Below are 18,405 nucleotides of genomic sequence, written 5' to 3'. Positions count from 1 at the left end.
GTTGGCAGTAGGCAGTAGGCAGTAGCCGCACACACGCAAAGCGACCACCCACGCGGGCGGCCCCACCACCAAAGGGGCCGCCCGCACCGCGTCCAGGAGCCTGCAATGCCCTATGAGCACACGACCGCGAGCGCCACCCCGCCCGCCCGCTACGGCGACCCGATCTACCACCCCACCACCATCCAGCAACCCGTCATGCCGCTCGCGGAACTCCCGCCCGGGGTCGAGCTGGTCACCCTCCCGAACGGCTACCGCACCCTCGCCTACACCCAACCCACCACCCCGCCGCCCGCGCCGGCCGCCCAGCCGATCCCGGCCTGGGCCAAGACCACCGCCCTGCTCGCCCCGACCGTCGGCGGCGGGATCGCCGCCGCCGGGTTCGGGATCTCCTACGCCGCCCCGGGACTGATCGCCATGACCGACGCCCTCTGGGCCGCCATCGCCCTCATCGCCGCCGGCACCCTCGCCCCGATCCTCCTCCGCACCGGACGCGGAACAGGTAGGGGGACCGAGCCGGTCCAGCACGTCACCCAGAACATCACCGCCTCCGGGATGTTCGGCCGCGCCACCGGCACCCTCAACAACCGCTGAAAGGGCCAACCACATGGACCAGGACCCGCCCCCGCTGTCGGAGCTGATCTCCGACGCGGTCGCGCTCCTCACCGGCAAGCACACCGTCCGCTGCCCGCAGCCCGGATGCCGCGTCAGCGTCCGCTACCGCCGCGTCACCCCGACGAAGCCAAGCGCCTCACCGAGCTCGCCACCGACCACACCCGCCACTGACCAGCACAAGGAGGAGAACCGTGCGATTGCGCATCCACCGCACCAACTGGCCCCGTCCGGCCCTGGTCCTGACCGACACACCCCGCCTCGACTGCCCCGACTGCCAGGGAATCGGCGGCCACAACCACGACTACGGCGACCACGAAACGGGCGAGTACGCGGGCACCGAATGGGAGCCCTGCCACTGCTGGGACGAAACCCGCCGATGGGTCCTCCTCCCGCTCCCGCGCCGTCGGGACTGGCACGGGGCCAGTACGGACCCGTCGGCCGGCGCCTACAGCGACGAACCGCCGTTCTAGCAAACGCCGAGGGCGGCCCCGTCTCGGCAAAGTCCGGGCCGCCCTCTTCCAGCTACCACTGGAGGAATCCAGCATGACCTATCAACCCGCATCCGCGCTGCTGACGGCCGCGCTCGATGCCGCCGCCCTCGGCTGGAGCGTTTTCCCGCTCCGGCCAGGGCAGAAGCGGCCCGCTCTCCACGGTGAGGAGCACTGCCCCGTCCTGGGCGACTGCGCCGGCGGGCACCGCAAGTGGGAGGACCGGGCCACCAGCGACCCGGACCGAATCCGCCGCGCGTGGGACCGGCTCCCCTTCAACGTCGGCATCGCGACCGGCCCGTCGAACCTCGTCGTCGTGGACCTGGACGTGCCGAAGGGCAAGGGCAGTTCGGACGCGCCTTGCGGCGCGGACACTTTCAAGGCGCTCTGCGAGCGCGCCGGGCAGGCCGTCCCGGCCACGCTTTCTGTGCGGACTCCGACCGGCGGGTCTCACCTGTACTTCACCGCTCCGGCCGGGGTCCGCCTCGGCAACACGGCGGGCCGTCTGGGCAGGCTGATCGATACCCGCGCGTGGGGCGGGTACGTCGTCGCCCCGGGCAGCGTCACACCGGCCGGGGCGTACGAGGTCACCCACCCGGCGGCCCCGGAACCGTTCCCCACCTGGCTCTACGGGCTGCTGGCACCTAAGCAGGCCCTGCGCAAGCTCACCGGCCGCCCCGCCACCCTCCGGACCGGCAAGTACGCGACCGCCGCCCTGAACGCCGAGACGGCATCGGTCGAATCGGCCCAGGCCGGAGAGCGCAACGGGACACTGCTGCGGGCCGCCCGCGCTCTGGGCCGGTTCATCGCCGCGGGCGACCTCCCCCGCGATGTGGTGGAGGAGGCTCTTCAATGGGCGGGGGAGTCGGCCGGCTTGCCGTCTGCCGAGTGCCGCAACACGATCCGCTCCGGTCTGAACTGGTCCATCGCCCGCAACGCGATGAGGCGGACGGCATGAACCAGCGTCCCCGCTCCTCCTTGAAGAGCCTCCCCGCATCCCCCACCGGCCTCGACTCCGCCGAACCTGCCCCGGCCACAGGCGGCAGTGGTGCGCCGAAGGTCGTCGCCGAAGGCGTCCCTTCATCTCTTCGCAGTGACCCGCGCCCGGCGGACGGCCGGTACGTCGTCGCCGTTCTCCACATCTGCGCCCCGCGCGGCGCGGTGGCGACCGGCCACTCGAAGTGCGAATGCGGCCATGACCGCAGTGCTGTCGGACACAACAACGTGCTCGCCCTCATCCAGCTCCACACCGACCACCGCACCGTGTGCCCGCTGGGCCGCGTCTCCACCGACCGGAGGAAGGCCGCATGACCCTCGACACCCGGACCCTGCCCGCGCCCACGCAGGCCGCCACCGACGGTTCGGTGCTGCTGGACCAGGTGGAAGCCTTCCACCGCCGGTTCAACGTCTTCCCCACCGAAGCCGCCTACGTCGCCGTCACCCTGTGGGACGCGCACGCACACCTGCTGGACTGCTTCGACTCCACCCCTCGCCTCGCCTTCCTCTCCCCAGAACCCGGCTCCGGGAAGTCCCGCGCGCTGGAGATCGTGGAAACCCTGGTCCCCCAGCCGCTCGTGGCCGCGAACGCGTCCGCACCGGTCCTCTTCCGGGCCGTCTCCACCCTGGAGACCCGGCCCACGATCCTCTTCGACGAGGTCGACACGATCTTCGGCCCCAAGGCCGGGGACAACGAACCGCTGCGCGGGTTCCTGAACGCGGGGCACCACCGGGGCGCCGGCATGTGGCGGTGCGTCGGAGACGGCACCAACCAGACCGTCCAGGAGTTCCCCAGCTTCTGCGTGGTCGCCATGGCCGGACTCGGCTCGCTGCCCGACACGATCCTGACCAGGTCGGTCATCATCCGGATGCGCCGCCGGGCCCGCAACGAACGCGTCCAGCCGTTCCGCCGCCGCCTGCACGCCCCCGAGGGCCACGCCCTCCGCGACCGGCTCGCCGTATGGGCCGACAGCGTCCGGCACCTGGTCGACGGCGTGTTCCCGGACATGCCGGAAGAGGTCACCGACCGGCCCGCGGACGTGTGGGAGCCCCTCATCGCCGTCGCGGACGCCGCCGGAGGCGACTGGCCGGCCCGCGCCCGCTCCGCGTGCGCCGAGATCGTGGCCGCGTCCAAGCAGGACGACAAAGGCAGCATCGGCATCCGCCTGCTCACCGACCTCCGAGACCACGTCTTCGAAGGCATCGAGCGGCTGCCCACCGTCGCCGTGCTGGACCGCCTCTACGCGCTGGAGGAAGCGCCCTGGGCGGACATGGGCGGCAAGCCGCTGACCTCCCGGGGCCTGGCGAAGATGCTCGGCGAGTACATGACCGGAGACAACAAACCGATCGAGCCCCGCAACATCAAGACCGGCTCCACGGTCCTCAAGGGCTACTACGCGGCCGACCTGGCCGACGCCTGGGCGAGGTACTGCCCTCCCCCCACCCCCTGAGAATCCGCTACTGCCGCTACCTCCGCTACCCCGCAGGTCACACCCCCTGCGCCGGTAGCGGATAGCCCGAAAACATCCGCTACCCCAACAGTCACACCCGCTACCGGCCCGGCCCCCAGCGGCCGGGCCGGTCGCGCATCTATCCGCTACCGCTACCCAATCCGCTACCACGATCAAGCCCCTGACCAGGGCGGTAGCGGAGGTAGCGGCAGTAGCGGATTTCTACAGACGGGGCGCAGCCCCGACATCCAATCGCCGTGGAGGCACTTCGATGACCACCGCAGCCATGCCCGTCGCCCCCGTCCTCTGCACGGTCGAGTTGGCGGCCGAGTTGCTGTCGCTCGGCCGCTCCACCATCTACGAGCTGATGGCCGCCGGCGAGTTGCCCTTCGTCAAGGTCGGTCGGGCGCGCCGAATCCGCCGGACCGACATCGACGCGTTCGCCGCCCAGCTCCAGCCCCAGTCCGTCTGATCTCAGCCCAGCCCAGGCGGCCCCGGGAAGTCCCCGGGGCCGCCTTTCGCATGGAGGAGTACATGAGTCCCCGTAAGCCGAACATGGAGTCGTCCATCTACCTGGGCAGTGACGGGTGGTGGCACGGTCGAGTCACGATGGGCGTGAAGCCCGACGGCGGCCCGGACCGCCGGCACCGCCGGGGCAAAACCGAGGCGGAGGTCGCCAAGAAGGTCCGCGAGCTGGAGAAGCTGCGCGACGAGGGCCGGGCCACGAAGGCCGGGCGGAAGCCGACCGTCGCTGAGTGGATGGACACGTACCTGACCACGATCGCGAGCTTGAAGCTCAAGCCGCGGTCCCTGGACGACTACTGGTCGAAGACCCGCAACGACATCATCCCGGGCGTCGGGAAGCACCGCCTGGACAAACTCGCGCCGGAACACCTGGAGGTGATGTACGCGGCGATGCTGGACGAAGGGCACGCCGCGTCCCACGTGCTCAAGGTGCACCGGATCCTCTCTCGGGCCCTGAAAATCGCCCACCGTCGCAGGATCATCAACGAGAACGTGGCCACGCTCGTGGACCCGCCGTCCGTGGACGAGACGGAGGCGAACCCGTTCTCGCGGGACGAGTCGAAGGCCTTCCTCGCCGCGGCCGCCAAACGGCCCACGTTCATGCGGTGGGCGATCGGCGTCGGCATGGGCTTCCGGCAGGGCGAGGTGCTGGGCCTGCGCTGGGCGTACGTCGACCTGGAGCACGGACTGTTCCACCCGGCCTGGCAGCTACAGCGCCTGACGTGGAAGCACGGTTGCAAGGAACCGCACGGCTGCGGGGCCCGGCTCCACCGGTTCGAGCCGTGCCCGGCCGACTGCTCGGTGCACAAGGGCTACAAACGCGGGTGTCCCCCGCCTTGCCCGAAGACCTGCCGGCGGCACGCCGGCACCTGCCCCGAGCGAAAGGGCGGGGGCCTGGCCTTCACCCGGCCCAAGACGAAGAAGAGCCAGAACCCCGTCCCCATCCCGCCCCCCTTCCTGCCGTACCTGCTGGAACACAAGGCGAGGCAGGACGAGCAGCGGCAGGCGGCCGGAGACCTCTGGGAGGAGTGTGGAGCGGTGTTCACCCGCGCCGACGGCCGGCCACTGGACCCGCGGGCCGACTGGGAGGAGTTCAAGGAGCTGCTCTCAGAGACGGGGATCAGCGACCGCCGCCAGCACGATGGGAGCCGTCACACGGCAGGCACGATCCTGAACGAGCTGGGGGTGGACATGCCCACCATCATGGAGATCCTCCGGCACACCCAGATCAGCCAGACCCGCCGCTACGTCAAGGGCCGCTCCGAGCTGTCCCGCGAGGCGATGCGCCGGATGGGAGAGGCCTTCATGCCGGCGCCCGCGACCCGCTCCGCACCCGCCCTGGGACCTGGCTCCGGAGCCGTGTCTGAGACCAGAACTGAGACAGAGAGCACCCGTGCGGCCCGTGCCCGTCGCCGCCGCAAGATCCGCTGAAACAGGAAAGCCCAGCTCAGACGGCGTCCGAGCTGGGCCTTACGTAGAGCCCCCTGTCGGATTCGAACCGACGACCTACGCATTACAAGTGCGTTGCTCTGGCCGGACTGAGCTAAGGAGGCGACTGACACCGCGCGACGCGCAGAATCGCCTTCACTTTACACAGCCCGCCAACCCGCCAGCCAGGAACTTTCCGACGGGGGTGCTGACAGGAGGCGGGCGGGCGGGTAGCGTCGGGCGCAGTCCGATTACTGGACTAGACCTTCCACTCGGATCGTCCGGCACGTTCCTGCCGGTAGAAGGGATTCACCACCATGGCTTCTGTCACCTTCGACAAGGCGACCAGGCTCTACCCCGGCGGCGACAAGCCCGCCGTCGACCAGCTTGAGCTGGAGATCGAAGACGGGGAGTTCCTCGTCCTCGTCGGCCCCTCGGGCTGTGGCAAGTCCACCTCGCTGCGCATGCTCGCCGGCCTGGAGGACGTCAACGGCGGCGCCATCCGCATCGGTGAGCGCGACGTGACGCACCTGCCGCCCAAGGACCGGGACATCGCGATGGTGTTCCAGAACTACGCGCTCTACCCCCACATGTCCGTCGCCGACAACATGGGATTCGCCCTGAAGATCGCCGGCGAAGACAAGGCGACCATCCGTCGCAAGGTGGAGGAGGCGGCGAAGATGCTCGACCTCACCCAGTACCTCGACCGCAAGCCGAAGGCGCTCTCCGGCGGCCAGCGACAGCGCGTCGCGATGGGCCGCGCCATCGTGCGCAAGCCGCAGGTGTTCCTCATGGACGAGCCGCTGTCGAACCTCGACGCCAAGCTCCGCGTGTCGACCCGTACGCAGATCGCCGCGCTCCAGCGCGACCTCGGCATCACCACCGTCTACGTCACCCACGACCAGGTCGAGGCCATGACCATGGGCGACCGGGTCGCGGTCCTCAAGGACGGTCTGCTGCAGCAGGTCGACACCCCGCGCAACATGTACGACCGGCCGGCGAACCTGTTCGTCGCCGGGTTCATCGGCTCGCCCGCCATGAACCTCGTCGAGGTGCCGATCACCGACGGCGGCGTGAAGTTCGGCGAGAGCGTCGTCCCCGTCTCCCGCGAGGCACTGACGGCCGCCGCCGACACGGGCGACCGCACGGTGACGGTCGGCGTGCGTCCCGAGCACTTCGACATCGCCGAGGCGGGCGGCCTGACGATCACGGTGAACGTGGTCGAGGAGCTGGGCGCCGACGGCTACGTCTACGGTTCCGTCTCCGACGCCACCGCCGGCCGGCAGGACCTCGTGGTCCGCGTCAACGGCCGCCACGTGCCGGAGAAGGGCTCGACCCTGCACGTCGTGCCGCGCCCCGACGAGATCCACGTGTTCTCCACGTCCTCGGGCGCCCGCCTCTCCGACTGACCGCACCGACCGACCGCACCGACCGCACCGACCGCACCGACCGACGGTCGGCACACCGCCGGTGAAGGGGCGTCCCGCCAAGGGGCGCCCCTGCGCCGCGAGTTGCGGCGGGCCGTAACCTGAATCCCGGGCAGATCGGGCCATTCGGCCCTACCCGTCAACCTCGGAATCGAAAAGCCACGTCGAACCGTCCCCCGACCGGGTGACCGAATGTCGCCATGCCTTCACCGAGCGCTACTCTCGCCTTCGTGACCCACACTGCCCGCCGTATCGGCCGATCCCTCGCCCTGGTCCTGCCCGTCGTCCTGGTCCTGTCCGGGACGCTGGCGGTCACCATGGTCCCCTGGGCGGACAACTCCTCCTCCCAGATCCTGACCGCCTCCGCCGAAGGCGTGTCCGTTCCCGCCAAGCCGCGCGCCGCGCAGGATCTGCTGCGCGACAAACTCCTCACCGAGCTGCGCCAGGGCGAGGAGCCGGGCGACGTCCTCACGCACCTCCAGCAGGAGGTGGACCGGCGGCCCTCGCTCGCCGAGCACTGCGTGGGCATCGCGCGGGCACTGGGCCGGGCCGCCGTCGAGGCGTACGGGCCGACGAAGGCACAGTCCTTCGCCCGCCCCGTTTGCGACACCTCGTACGCGTCCGGCGTCGCCTCCATGGGCTGACGGTCCTTCCAGCCGGTTGACGGCCGCCGAGTCGGCCGTCGCCGGAGGGGCGTCCTGCCTACGCTGGCGGGCATGACCGACGTATCCCCCGTACCGCCCCAACCCACGCACGACGCGGCCGCGTTCCCGACCGCCCCCACCCAGGCCGTGGTCCTGGCGGGCGGCCAGGGCACGCGGCTTCGGCCGTACACGGACGACCGGCCGAAGCCGATGGTCGAGATCCCGGGGACGGGCATGCCGATCATCGGGCACCAGCTCGCCTGGCTGGCGGCGGAGGGGGTGACCGATGCCGTCGTCTCCTGCGGGCACCTCGCCGGTGTGCTCCAGGACTGGCTGGGCCGCACCCGGCTCCCGCTGCGCGTGACGACCGTGGTGGAGGAGGAGCCGCTGGGCCGCGGCGGCGGCCTCAAGTACGCCGCGCGCCACCTCCCGTACCCGGACCAGCCCTGGTACGCGACCAACGGGGACGTGTGGACCCGGTTCTCGCTGCGCGAGATGGCGGCGTTCCACCGGGAGCGGGACGCGGTCGCGACCCTGGCGCTGGCACGGCCGCGCATCCCGTGGGGGGTCGTGGAGACCAACGAGTTCGGGCAGGTGCTGGACTTCATCGAGGCCCCGCAGTCGCCGTATCCCGTCAACGCCGGCGTGTACGTCTTCAGCCCGCAATTCGCGCCGCTGCTGCCCGATTTGGGCGATCACGAGCGCACCACCTTCCCCCGACTGGCCCGCGAGCGCCGGCTCGCGGGCTTCCCGCTGCCCCAGGGGGCCTACTGGCGGGCGATCGACACGGCGAAGGACCTGACCGAAGCCGCCCGGGAGTTGGCCGCGTACGGCGGCTCCTGAGCGGTCGTAACGAAGGCCTGGGCGGTCGTACGAAGGCGCTCCTCGGCGCCCGGAGACCCGCATGCCGAAGGGCCCGGCGCGCTCCTCGCGCACCGGGCCCCGGGCCGGGTAGGACGGTCCCGGAAGGGCTGTCAGCCGAGCAGACCCCCGACCAGGCCGGGCTTCTTGCCGGTGCTCCCGCCGCTGCTGCCACCGCTGCTGCCGCCGTTGCCCGAGGACGACGTCGGCGGCTGCTGGGGGCCGGACTGGCGCGGTGTACTGCGCGGGGCGCTCTGGCTCCCGGCGCCGCTCCGGCTCGCGGACGGCGACTGCGCGCCCGTCCCGGCGCTCTGCGAGGGCGCCGAACCCGCGCCGGTGTGACCGGACTTGGCGGCCGGCGTGGAGGCGCTCGCCGAGGGCGTGGCCGGCTTCGACGGCTGCTGGGAGGGCTGCCGCTGCTGCTTGGCCGGGGCCTGCGCCGGCAGCGGGGTACCGGGCAGGTAATTGCTCGGGGCCCGGCCGGGTCCCGGGACGGTGACCACGGCGGTGGACCGGACGGCCCCGCCGAGGACGGAGCCGACGATCAGGGCGAGCCCGCAGATCACACCGCCCATGAGGGCCCCGCGCCGCAGGACGCGCCGGCGCAGTTGCCAGACCTCGGAGCGCGGGCCGAGCGTGCGCCAGGCTTCGCCCGCGAGGCGTCCGTCGAGCGAGTAGACGGGGGCTCCCGCGATGATCAGGGGGCTCCAGGCGGCGAGGTAGATGATGTCGGGCGCGTCGTAGGCCGGGACGGTCTTCCAGCTGACCGTCATCAGCAGGGCGGCGGACAGCAGCGCGCCGAAGCAGGCGGCGAACCGCTGCCAGAGCCCGAAGACGGTGAGCACGCCGACGATGACCTGGAGGAACGCCACGGTGAGCCCGGCGCCGACCGGGTGCGCGAGCGCGAAGTCGCGCAGCGGCTCGGCCAGGGCCCAGGGGTGCAGGGTGTGCAGCCAGGTGACCATGGAGCCGCGTTCGCCGCCGTCGAAGTAGACGGGGTCGCAGAGCTTGCCCATGCCGGCGTAGATGGAGATGAAGCCGAGGAAGACGCGCAGCGGGAGCAGCACGACGCCGAGGTTCATCCGGCGGCCGGGGTAGTACGAGGCTTGCGCGCGGGCGTCGGCGGCGGGCCGCCGGGACCGGTCGGCGGGTGCGCCGTCCTCGTCGTACGCATACGCGTACGTGTACGCGTCGTCGTGTCCGCTGCCGTGGCCCGGGCCGTAGCCGTCGTCGTAGCCGTCGGGCGGGCCGTAGTCGTGCGAGCGCCGCGCGGGCTGCGGGACCGCGCCGAGGGGGCGGGTCTCGTCCGGGTCGCCGTAGGTGCGCTGACCGATGACGGTCGGCGTGGCGAGGGTCTCGTCGGCGAGGTCGTGCGCGAGGTCGACGCGCGGAATGGTCTGGGTGGCTCCCCCGTCGAACTGGTCGTGGCCGCGGCCCGCCTCCCGGGCGGCCCGGAGCAGTCCGCCCATCGCGGCTGTGTCGCCGGTGTCGGCCTTGCCGCTCCAGACGACGGGCGCCCGGCGGCGGGTCGCCCCGGCGGCCGCGACCGCGGCACCTCCGAGGACGGCCCCCCGGGCCGGGGCGTTGGCGGGCATCGAGGGCTTGGAACGCGCGCTCGGGCTCGGTGCGAGCCGCACGCGGAAGCTTGCGTGGTTGACGATGACCTGTGCGGGATCGCACGGCACCTTGACCATGCTCAGCGCGGGCTGGTCGTCGAACCCTGACGTTCTGGTGTCCACACTCATCTAACCGAGTGACGAGTGATAAGGACACTGCCTTGACAGCAGGGATGTGTCCGAGACCCGTCAAGATCAAGTCACCCCGCCCGAAAGGGGCGGGGTGACACGCTCACGGGTCACGTTCCCTGAGCCAACCGGATCAAGGGACGCGGGGCTGTCAGGTGCGCGGGGTCTCCGCGCGGCGGCGGGCGGCCTCGTAGAGCACGACGCCCGCGGCGACGCCGGCGTTCAGCGACTCCGCGCCGCCCGGCATCGGGATGCGGACGAGGTAGTCGCAGTTCTCGCCGACGAGGCGGCCGAGGCCCTTGCCCTCGGAGCCGACGACGATGACGACCGGGCCGGCGAGCGCCGCCAGGTCGTTGACCGTGTGCTCGCCTTCGGCGGCGAGGCCGACGATGGCGATGCCGGCCTTCTTGTACTCCTGGAGGGCGCGGGTCAGGTTGGTGACGCGGGAGACCGGGGTGCGGGCGGCGGTGCCGGCGGAGGTCTTCCAGGCGCCCGCGGTCATACCGGCGGCGCGGCGCTCGGGGATGACCACGCCGTGGCCGCCGAAGGCGGAGACGGAGCGGACGATCGCGCCGAGGTTGCGCGGGTCGGTGACGCCGTCGAGGGCGACGATCAGCGGGTCCTCGCCGTTGTCGTAGGCGGCGGTGGTGAGGTCCTCGGGGTGCGCGTACTCGTACGGCGGGACCTGGAGGACCAGGCCTTGGTGGTTGAGCCCGTTGGTCATGCGGTCGAGCTCGGGGCGCGGCGCTTCCATCAGGTTGATGTTGCCGCGCTCGGCGGCGAGCTGGAGGGCGTCGCGCACTCGCTCGTCGTTCTCGATGAACTGCTGCACGTAGAGGGTGGTGGCGGGCACGCCGTCGCGCAGCGCCTCGAAGACCGGGTTGCGGCCGACGACCATCTCGCTGGTGCCCTTGGGGCCGCCGCGGCGGGGGGCCGGGCGGCGCTTGGCGGCCTGCTTGGCCATGGCGTTGCTGATGCGGTGCGCTTTGTGCTTCTTGCGGTCCTCGGCCTTGGGCGTCGGGCCCCTGCCTTCCAGGCCCTTGCGCCGCTGGCCACCGCTGCCGACCGTAGCGCCCTTCTTGTTGGACGTGCGGCGGTTCCTGCGCTGGCTGTTCCCGGCCATGACCTCTACCTGTTTTCGTTGATGCTGCGGTGTGTACGTATGAAGAGTGTGCCGCCCGGGACGCCGGGCGGCACAGCGGGACTGCTCCGGTGGGCTCAGCGGGGGCCGAGCGTCCAGCGGGGTCCCGTGGGGCTGTCCTCGATGACCAGGCCGGACTGCTGGAGCTGGTCGCGGATCGCGTCCGCGGTGGCCCAGTCCTTGCGGTCCCGGGCCGACTCGCGCTGCTCCAGGACCAGGCGCACCAGGGTGTCGACGGCGCCGTGCAGATCCTCGCCGCGGTCGGTCTCATCGGCCCAGAACGGGTCGAGCGGGTCCAGGCCGAGGACGCCCAGCATGGCCCGCACCTCGGACAGGCGCGCGATGGCCGCGTCCTTGTCGTCGGCGGCGAGGGCACTGTTGCCCTGCCGGACCGCGGTGTGCACGATCGCGAGGGCCTGCGGCACGCCGAGGTCGTCGTCCATGACCTCGGCGAAGGCGGGCGGTACTTCGGCGGCCGGTTCGACGGGGCCGCCGGCCTTCTCGATGACGCGCTGGTAGAAGCCTTCGATGCGGGCGAAGGCCGACTCGGCCTCGCGCAGCGACTCCTCGCTGTACTCGATCATCGAGCGGTAGTGCGGGGTGCCGAGGTAGTAGCGCAGGACGATCGGACGCCACTGCTTGACCATTTCGGAGACGAGGACCGAGTTCCCGAGGGACTTGGACATCTTCTCGCCGGTCATGGTGACCCAGGCGTTGTGGACCCAGTAGTTGGCGAACGTGTCGCCGAACGCCTGGGCCTGGGCGATCTCGTTCTCGTGGTGCGGGAAGATCAGGTCCAGCCCGCCGCCGTGGATGTCGAACGCCTCGCCGAGGTACTTGTGCGCCATGGCGGAGCACTCCAGGTGCCAGCCGGGACGGCCGCGGCCCCACGGGGTCTCCCAGTCGGGCTCGCCCGGCTTGGACGCCTTCCACATGGCGAAGTCGCGCGGGTCGCGCTTGCCGGTGATGCCTTCCTCGGCGGGCTGGCGCAGGTCGTCGATGTTCTGGTTGGACAGGGACAGGTAACCCGGGAAGGAGCGCACGTCGAAGTAGACGCTGCCGTCGGCCTCGTACGCGTGACCGCGCTCGATCAGGCCGCGCATCATCTCGATCATCTCCGGCACGTGGCCGGTCGCGCGGGGCTCGTAGGTGGGCGGGAGGCAGCCCAGGGCGTGGTAGCCGTCGTTGAAGGCGCGCTCGTTCTCGTAGCCGATGGACCACCAGGGGCGACCCTGCTCGACCGACTTGGCGATGATCTTGTCGTCGATGTCCGTCACGTTGCGGATGAAGGTGACGTCGTAGCCGCGGTAGGCGAACCAGCGGCGCATGATGTCGAAGTTCAGGTACGAGCGGACGTGTCCGATGTGCGGGGCGGCCTGCACCGTGGCGCCGCAGAGGTAGATCGAGACACAGCCCGGGGTGACCGGGGTGAAGTCGCGGATCTGCCGGGCGCTGGTGTCGTACAGGCGAATAGTCACGGCATCCAGGGTAGTGCGCCCGTAGCAGTGCCCCGCGACCCTTTGCGGACGCGGGGCCCCGTTTGTTGCCGAAGCGGTGTCGCCGCGGGCGTCACCGGGTCCGGTTCCTCCGGTAGACGAGGGCGGTGGCGATGGCGGCGAGCCCTTCGGCCCGGCCGGTGAGACCGAGACCGTCGGTGGTGGTGCCCGAGACCGATACCGGGGCGCCGGCGGCTGCCGTGAGCACCTTCTGTGCCTCTTCGCGCCGCTTGCCGATCTTGGGGCGTACGCCGATCACCTGGATCGCGACGTTCCCGATCTCGAAGCCCTCGGCCCGGACGATACGGGCGGCCTCCGCGAGGAGCGTGACGCCGGCGGCGCCGGACCACTCGGGGCGCGAGGTGCCGAAGTGCGCGCCGAGGTCGCCGACACCGGCGGCGGAGAAGAGGGCGTCGCAGGCGGCGTGCGCGGCGACGTCTCCGTCGGAGTGTCCGGCGAGGCCGTCCTCGCCCTCCCACAGCAGGCCGGCGCACCACAGTTCGCGGCCGGTCTCGAAGGCGTGCACGTCGGTGCCGATGCCGACGAGCGGGATCAGCGGGGCGGCGGGCAGGGCGTCGGCGGGGGCACCGGCACCGGTGCTCGCGTCCTGACCGGCCGAACCTGCGGGGCTAGTACGCATCGGTGGCCCTCCTGCGGGCGAGTACGGCCTCGGCGAGGACCAGGTCGAGCGGGCGGGTGACCTTGAAGGCCTCTTCGTGGCCGGGAACCGTCACGACGGTGACGCCGAGGCGTTCCACCATTCCGGCGTCGTCCGTGGCGCCCTCGCCGTTGACGGCGAACGTCTCGTGCGCGCGGCGCAGCGTGGCCAGGTCGAAGCCCTGCGGGGTCTGGACGGCGCGCAGCCGCGCGCGTTCCGGGGTGGCGACGACGGGCTCCGGCTCGCCGGGCTTGCCGGGCTCGACCTCCTTGACGGTATCGGCCAGCGGCAAGGCGGGCACCACGGCGGGGGCGCCGTCGCGGACGGCCTCCACGACGGCGTCGACGGTCTCCACGGGGACCAGCGGGCGGGCCGCGTCGTGGATGAGTACGGAGGTGACGTCCGCCGGGAGCGCCTCCAGGCCGGCGCGCACCGACCCCTGGCGGGTCTCCCGTCCAGGTACGACGAGGACCTCGGTCCGCTCCGGCAGCGGGTGCTCGTCCAGCAGGCGGCGCACCTCGGCCGCGCCGTCGGACGGGGCGACGACCACGACCAGGGACACCGCGCGGGAGCGGGCCATGGCGCGGACGGCGTGGATCAGCATCGGGGTTCCGCCGAGGGCCCGCAGGGCCTTGGGGGCACCGGGGCCGAGGCGTACGCCCCGCCCGGCGGCCGGGATGACGGCGGCGGTGCGGTGGGGGCGCGATTCGTCAGACATCAGTAGCTCCGAGCCAGGTTTGTGACTTCCGCCGACATGGGTATGGCGTTGGAGGTGACTCCGGGTGCGACGCCCTCGCCCCTTCCGTGACGACCGGTCGAGTCGGCTGCCCGGACCCGAGGCACTCGTGAGAAGGCGCGCGAAAAGGCGTGGGAACAGACATGCCGCAGCGCCCGGCGACAAGTTTCCTTGTCATCGGGCACCGCGGCACAACTGTCTGCGAAGGGCCTGCACGACGGGATCCGTGGAGCTGGATCCGTCCGGCTCGTCGCGTACGGGTTCTCGCGTCAGGACGCGAGGACCTCGTCGAGGAGGGCCTCGGCCTTGTCCTCGTTGGTGTTCTCGGCGAGCGCGAGCTCGCTCACCAGGATCTGGCGCGCCTTCGCGAGCATGCGCTTCTCGCCCGCGGAAAGCCCGCGCTCACGCTCACGGCGCCACAGGTCGCGCACGACTTCGGCGACCTTGATGACGTCGCCAGAAGCGAGCTTCTCCAGATTTGCCTTGTAGCGCCGGGACCAGTTCGTCGGCTCTTCTGCATACGGTGCGCGGAGCACCTCGAAGACCCGGTCCAGCCCGTCCTGGCCGACTACGTCGCGAACGCCGACGAACTCCGCATTGTCCGCAGGCACACGAACCGTCAGGTCGCCCTGGGCGACCTTGAGCACCAAGTAGGTCTTGTCCACGCCTTTGATCTGACGAGTCTCAATGGCCTCGATCAGCGCGGCCCCGTGATGGGGATAGACCACGGTGTCGCCAACCTTGAACGTCATGTGACAGGTACCCCTTCCGTGGCTATCCAGGGTAACACGAGAACTGACCGTTATGAATGGCGTTTTCGCAGGTCAGGGCACATCTCGGGGCTTGACAACAGCGACACGTACGTGCTGCGGAGGGCTTCCGGAAGGGGGTATTCGCAGGTCGGAGGCGCTGTGCGGACCGGACGAAACGACCACGCTACACCCGTGGGACGCGCCGCTCGATGTGACATACGTCCCGTTTTGCCGGGTTCGGAGGCTGAAAACCGAACTACTCCGTTCGACTGGCGGGCGCCCGTACGGAGTGGTTCCGGCCCAATCCTCGAATTGATCATCGAGGGGCGTTCCGCGGAATCGGGAAATCGATCACCAAGATTCGGGGGGATGCGAGATCCGCGGGCGCACGGGAAGCCGCCGGCGCGGTGGTCGCGGACCATCCCGGAGTGATCGCGGACGGTTCCCCCCGGTGATCGCGCGGACCCGTACAGGGCGGCCCGGGCACTGCGGAGGGTCGGGTGCGGGGGCGGGGCGGCGGCTCGGTAACCTAAGCGCGCTGACACACCCTTAGGGCGGCTTTACCTCAGCCGTCCGACGGGGCACCTCCCCCGGCGCGAGCCGGGGTCGTCCACCTTTCCGTCCGTACGTCCAAGGAGTTGCCGCCGCCGTGAGCCGCAGCCTTCGACGCGGCGCTCTCGCCGCTACCGCCATCGTGTTCTCGATCGCTTCGCTCTCCGCATGCGCTGCGGGCAACGACGCGCAGACTCTGGAGATCAAGCCGGACAACGCCGCCGTCACCAAGGGCGACATCAAGATCCAGAACGCCCTCGTGATCACCCAGACCAAGGACAAGAAGGGCCCCGCCGCCGTCTCCGCGACCGTCTTCAACGGCGGCAGCACCCCCCAGACCCTCGACGGCATCACCCTCGCGGGTGGCAAGGCCAAGGTGACGCTGAAGCCGGCCGAGGGCTCGGGCAAGATCACCGTCCCGGCCGGCGGTTCCCTGGTGCTCGGTGGCAAGGGCAACGCCTCCGCCGTCGTCGAGGGCGGCCGCGAGGCCGTTCAGGACGGCAACGTGCAGGAGGTCGTCTTCCAGCTCAGCAGCGCGGGCGACGTGAAGCTGAGCGCCTACGTCGTCCCCGGCGCGGGCATGTACGCCGCCTTCGGCCCGACCGAGGCCCCGGCCGCCGCCCCCGGCGCGGCCGGCGCGAGCCCCTCGGGCAGCCCCTCCGGTACCCCGGCGGGCGCGCCGTCCGGCAGCCCCTCAGGCGCCGTGTCGGGCGCCCCTTCGGGCTCGCCGTCCGGAACCCCCTCGGGCGCCGCGTCGCACCCCGCCGATCACTGAGCGGCGCTTACACGACGTACGAAGGGAAGGGCCCCGTCCACCGCGGATGGGGCCCTTCCCTTCGTACGTGGCCGCGGCTGCGGCTGCGGTTTACGGCTCGAACTTGTAGCCCAGGCCGCGGACCGTGACCAGGTAGCGCGGCGCGCCCGGGTCCGGCTCGATTTTGGCGCGCAGGCGCTTGACGTGGACGTCGAGGGTCTTGGTGTCGCCGACGTAGTCGGCCCCCCACACCCGGTCGATCAGCTGCATGCGGGTCAAGACCCGACCCGCGTTGCGCAGCAGCATCTCCAGCAGGTCGAACTCCTTGAGCGGGAGGTCCACCTTCCCGCCGGCGACGGTGACCACGTGCCGGTCCACGTCCATCCGCACTGGTCCGGCCTCCAGCGCGGCCGGGGTCACCTCCTCCGGCTCGCCGCGGCGGCGCAGGACCGCGCGGATGCGGGCGACCAGCTCCCGCGAGGAGAAGGGCTTGGTCACGTAGTCGTCGGCTCCTATCTCCAGGCCGACGACCTTGTCGATCTCGCTGTCCTTGGCGGTCACCATGATCACCGGGACGTTGGAGCGGCCGCGCAGCTGGCGGCAGACTTCCGTGCCGGGCAGGCCGGGAAGCATCAGGTCGAGGAGGACGAGGTCGGCGCCGTTGCGCTCGAACTCCTCAAGCCCGTCGGGGCCGGTCGCGGCGATCGCGACCTCAAAGCCCTCCTTGCGGAGCATGTAGGACAGGGCGTCGCTGAAGGATTCCTCATCCTCGACGACGAGCACTCGGGTCACGGAAGGACCTCCGGGGCAGGGATGGTTGTTTCTGAGTCGAGCAGGGGTTGGGCCGAGGGGGTGGAGGCCGAGGGGGTCGAGGGGGTGGTGGCGGCCGGGACGGGGGCGGTCGCTTCCGGAAGGCGCAGGGTGAAGGTGGAGCCCTGTCCCTCCGAGCTCCACACCGACACCTCTCCGCCGTGCGAAGCCGCCACGTGCTTCACGATGGCGAGGCCCAGTCCGGTTCCTCCCGTGGCGCGGGAGCGGGCCGGGTCGACGCGGTAGAAGCGCTCGAAGATGCGCTCACGGTCCTTTTCCGGGATGCCGATGCCCTGGTCGGTCACGGCTATCTCGATCAAGTCTCCTCCCGGCGCGGTCACCCGGCGCGCGGCGATGCCGACGCGGGTGCGGGCCGGGCTGTAGTTGACGGCGTTCTCCACGAGGTTGCCCAGCGCCGCCGCGAGCTGGCCGCGGTTGCCCCACACCCGCAGGTCGGCGGTGCCTCCGGCGGCCATGGTGATCTGCTTGGAGGTCGCGGTGTGGCGGCAGCGGTCGATGGCCTCCGCCACCAGGGTGTCCACGCGGACGGGCTCGGCATCCTCCAGCGGGTCGTCGTTCTGCACCCGGGAGAGGTCGATGAGCTCCTGTACGAGGTTGATCAGGCGGGTGGCCTCGATCTGCATGCGACCGGCGAAGCGGCTGACCGCCTCGGGGTCGTCGCTGGCGTCCATGACGGCCTCGGAGAGCAGGGAGATCGCCCCGACGGGGGTCTTCAGCTCGTGCGAGACGTTCGCGACGAAGTCACGGCGGACCGCCTCGATCCGTCGGGCCTCGGTCAGGTCCTCTACCAGCAGCAGCACCAGGCGGGAGCCCAGCGGCGCCACGCGGGCGGAGACGGCCAGGGCCTCACCGCGGCCGGTGCCGCGCCGGGGCAGATCGAGTTCGATCTGGCGTATCTCCCCGTCCCGGCGGGTGTCGCGGGCCATGTGCAGCATGGGCTCCACGGCGAGCTTGCCGCCACGGACCAAGCCGAGGGCGTACGCCGCCGAGCTGGCCTTGACGACCGCGTCCCCCTCGTCGAGCACGACGGCGGAGGAGCGGAGCACGGAGAGGACGGTGTCCACTCCGGGCGGGAGCACCGCGTTGATGTCGGGGCGCATGGAGCTCCGGGTGGGGCGGGCCTGGTCGCGCTCGCTCCAGCGGAACGCCAGCATCGCGATCACACCGGTGCACAGCCCGGCGATCGCTGCAGCTGCGGCGACCGCCGCGTTCACGTCCATGCATCCAGGTTAAGCAGGCGCGATGACACTTCCACAGCCGTTCGGGTGGCAGCTCGAACACTCGTCGCCCAGAGTTCACCGTGGCGAT

At 71.3% G+C, this 18,405-nt stretch carries 18 protein-coding genes, 1 tRNA gene and 1 pseudogene; 11 read left to right on the top strand and 9 right to left on the bottom strand.

Annotated features, from left to right (window positions below; all coding sequences use genetic code 11):
* The first annotated feature begins 105 nt into the window (after nt 1–105).
* The 7 genes and pseudogenes from ABZ934_RS19475 to ABZ934_RS19445 all read left to right on the top strand — a co-directional run bounded on the left by ABZ934_RS19475 (nt 106) and on the right by ABZ934_RS19445 (nt 5,503).
* Nucleotides 106–591: a hypothetical protein gene (locus ABZ934_RS19475; RefSeq protein ID WP_361314550.1), complete on the top strand. Its 486-nt coding sequence runs from the start codon at nt 106–108 to the stop codon at nt 589–591.
* A 212-nt stretch (nt 592–803) separates the two neighbouring features.
* Nucleotides 804–1,082: a hypothetical protein gene (locus tag ABZ934_RS19470; protein ID WP_361314547.1), complete on the top strand. Its 279-nt coding sequence runs from the start codon at nt 804–806 to the stop codon at nt 1,080–1,082.
* Nucleotides 1,083–1,155: 73 nt separating this feature from the next.
* Entirely contained in the window at nt 1,156–2,058 is a 903-nt protein-coding gene (locus ABZ934_RS19465) for a bifunctional DNA primase/polymerase (RefSeq protein WP_361314544.1), read from the top strand.
* On the top strand, nt 2,055–2,411 hold the full coding sequence (locus ABZ934_RS19460) for a hypothetical protein (protein ID WP_361314541.1): 357 nt from the start codon (nt 2,055–2,057) through the stop codon (nt 2,409–2,411). The genes ABZ934_RS19465 and ABZ934_RS19460 overlap by 4 nt, the downstream gene beginning before the upstream one ends.
* Nucleotides 2,408–3,544 (top strand): annotated as a pseudogene (locus ABZ934_RS19455) (DUF3631 domain-containing protein); the annotation flags it as partial. The gene ABZ934_RS19460 and the pseudogene ABZ934_RS19455, both read left to right, overlap by 4 nt.
* Nucleotides 3,545–3,818: 274 nt before the next feature.
* A complete protein-coding gene (locus tag ABZ934_RS19450; RefSeq protein ID WP_361314538.1) occupies nt 3,819–4,019 on the top strand; it encodes a helix-turn-helix domain-containing protein in 201 nt (66 codons plus the stop codon).
* Nucleotides 4,020–4,081: 62 nt separating this feature from the next.
* Nucleotides 4,082–5,503 (top strand): tyrosine-type recombinase/integrase, encoded by a 1,422-nt coding sequence (locus ABZ934_RS19445; protein ID WP_361314535.1) that lies wholly within the window; start codon nt 4,082–4,084, stop codon nt 5,501–5,503.
* A 47-nt stretch (nt 5,504–5,550) separates the two neighbouring features.
* Here ABZ934_RS19445 and ABZ934_RS19440 read toward each other — a convergent pair.
* A tRNA-Thr gene (locus ABZ934_RS19440) sits at nt 5,551–5,625 on the bottom strand.
* 192 nt (nt 5,626–5,817) lie between these two features.
* On the opposite strand from ABZ934_RS19440, the gene ugpC reads away from it, so the two are divergent.
* The 3 genes from ugpC to ABZ934_RS19425 all read left to right on the top strand — a co-directional run bounded on the left by ugpC (nt 5,818) and on the right by ABZ934_RS19425 (nt 8,414).
* Nucleotides 5,818–6,909, top strand: coding sequence for a sn-glycerol-3-phosphate ABC transporter ATP-binding protein UgpC (ugpC, locus tag ABZ934_RS19435; RefSeq protein WP_361314532.1), 1,092 nt, complete (start codon nt 5,818–5,820; stop codon nt 6,907–6,909).
* A gap of 248 nt (nt 6,910–7,157) precedes the next feature.
* Complete coding sequence (locus ABZ934_RS19430) at nt 7,158–7,571, top strand: hypothetical protein (protein ID WP_136213738.1); 414 nt, start codon at nt 7,158–7,160, stop codon at nt 7,569–7,571.
* A gap of 72 nt (nt 7,572–7,643) precedes the next feature.
* Nucleotides 7,644–8,414: a nucleotidyltransferase family protein gene (locus ABZ934_RS19425; RefSeq protein ID WP_361314529.1), complete on the top strand. Its 771-nt coding sequence runs from the start codon at nt 7,644–7,646 to the stop codon at nt 8,412–8,414.
* A 131-nt stretch (nt 8,415–8,545) separates the two neighbouring features.
* Here the strand turns inward: ABZ934_RS19425 and ABZ934_RS19420 are convergent, their stop codons facing one another.
* The 6 genes from ABZ934_RS19420 to ABZ934_RS19395 all read right to left on the bottom strand — a co-directional run bounded on the left by ABZ934_RS19420 (nt 8,546) and on the right by ABZ934_RS19395 (nt 14,960).
* Nucleotides 8,546–10,177 (bottom strand): DoxX family membrane protein, encoded by a 1,632-nt coding sequence (locus tag ABZ934_RS19420; RefSeq protein ID WP_361314526.1) that lies wholly within the window; start codon nt 10,175–10,177, stop codon nt 8,546–8,548.
* A gap of 151 nt (nt 10,178–10,328) precedes the next feature.
* A complete protein-coding gene (rlmB, locus tag ABZ934_RS19415; protein ID WP_361314523.1) occupies nt 10,329–11,300 on the bottom strand; it encodes a 23S rRNA (guanosine(2251)-2'-O)-methyltransferase RlmB in 972 nt (323 codons plus the stop codon).
* A 95-nt stretch (nt 11,301–11,395) separates the two neighbouring features.
* Nucleotides 11,396–12,796 carry a cysteine--tRNA ligase gene (gene cysS, locus ABZ934_RS19410; protein ID WP_361314520.1) on the bottom strand — a complete coding sequence of 467 codons (1,401 nt, stop codon included), beginning with the start codon at nt 12,794–12,796 and terminating at the stop codon, nt 11,396–11,398.
* 91 nt (nt 12,797–12,887) lie between these two features.
* Nucleotides 12,888–13,385 (bottom strand): 2-C-methyl-D-erythritol 2,4-cyclodiphosphate synthase, encoded by a 498-nt coding sequence (gene ispF, locus ABZ934_RS19405; RefSeq protein WP_361314845.1) that lies wholly within the window; start codon nt 13,383–13,385, stop codon nt 12,888–12,890.
* Between the two features lie 58 nt (nt 13,386–13,443).
* Entirely contained in the window at nt 13,444–14,190 is a 747-nt protein-coding gene (ispD, locus tag ABZ934_RS19400; RefSeq protein WP_361314517.1) for a 2-C-methyl-D-erythritol 4-phosphate cytidylyltransferase, read from the bottom strand.
* Nucleotides 14,191–14,477: 287 nt separating this feature from the next.
* A complete protein-coding gene (locus tag ABZ934_RS19395) occupies nt 14,478–14,960 on the bottom strand; it encodes a CarD family transcriptional regulator (protein WP_003953493.1) in 483 nt (160 codons plus the stop codon).
* A 649-nt stretch (nt 14,961–15,609) separates the two neighbouring features.
* Between ABZ934_RS19395 and ABZ934_RS19390 the strand changes: the two genes are divergently transcribed.
* Complete coding sequence (locus tag ABZ934_RS19390) at nt 15,610–16,287, top strand: DUF461 domain-containing protein (RefSeq protein WP_361314514.1); 678 nt, start codon at nt 15,610–15,612, stop codon at nt 16,285–16,287.
* Between the two features lie 90 nt (nt 16,288–16,377).
* Here the strand turns inward: ABZ934_RS19390 and ABZ934_RS19385 are convergent, their stop codons facing one another.
* Nucleotides 16,378–17,058, bottom strand: a complete 681-nt coding sequence (locus ABZ934_RS19385) for a response regulator transcription factor (protein ID WP_361314511.1) — start codon at nt 17,056–17,058, stop codon at nt 16,378–16,380.
* Nucleotides 17,055–18,317 carry an ATP-binding protein gene (locus ABZ934_RS19380; RefSeq protein WP_361314508.1) on the bottom strand — a complete coding sequence of 421 codons (1,263 nt, stop codon included), beginning with the start codon at nt 18,315–18,317 and terminating at the stop codon, nt 17,055–17,057. The genes ABZ934_RS19385 and ABZ934_RS19380 overlap by 4 nt, the downstream gene beginning before the upstream one ends.
* Between the last annotated feature and the right edge of the window lie 88 nt (nt 18,318–18,405).

The organism is Streptomyces sp. NPDC046557 (assembly GCF_040645975.1).
Taxonomy (GTDB): domain Bacteria; phylum Actinomycetota; class Actinomycetes; order Streptomycetales; family Streptomycetaceae; genus Streptomyces.
Note: the sequence above shows the minus strand (reverse complement) of the source record. Positions and strands in the feature narration are given on the sequence as shown.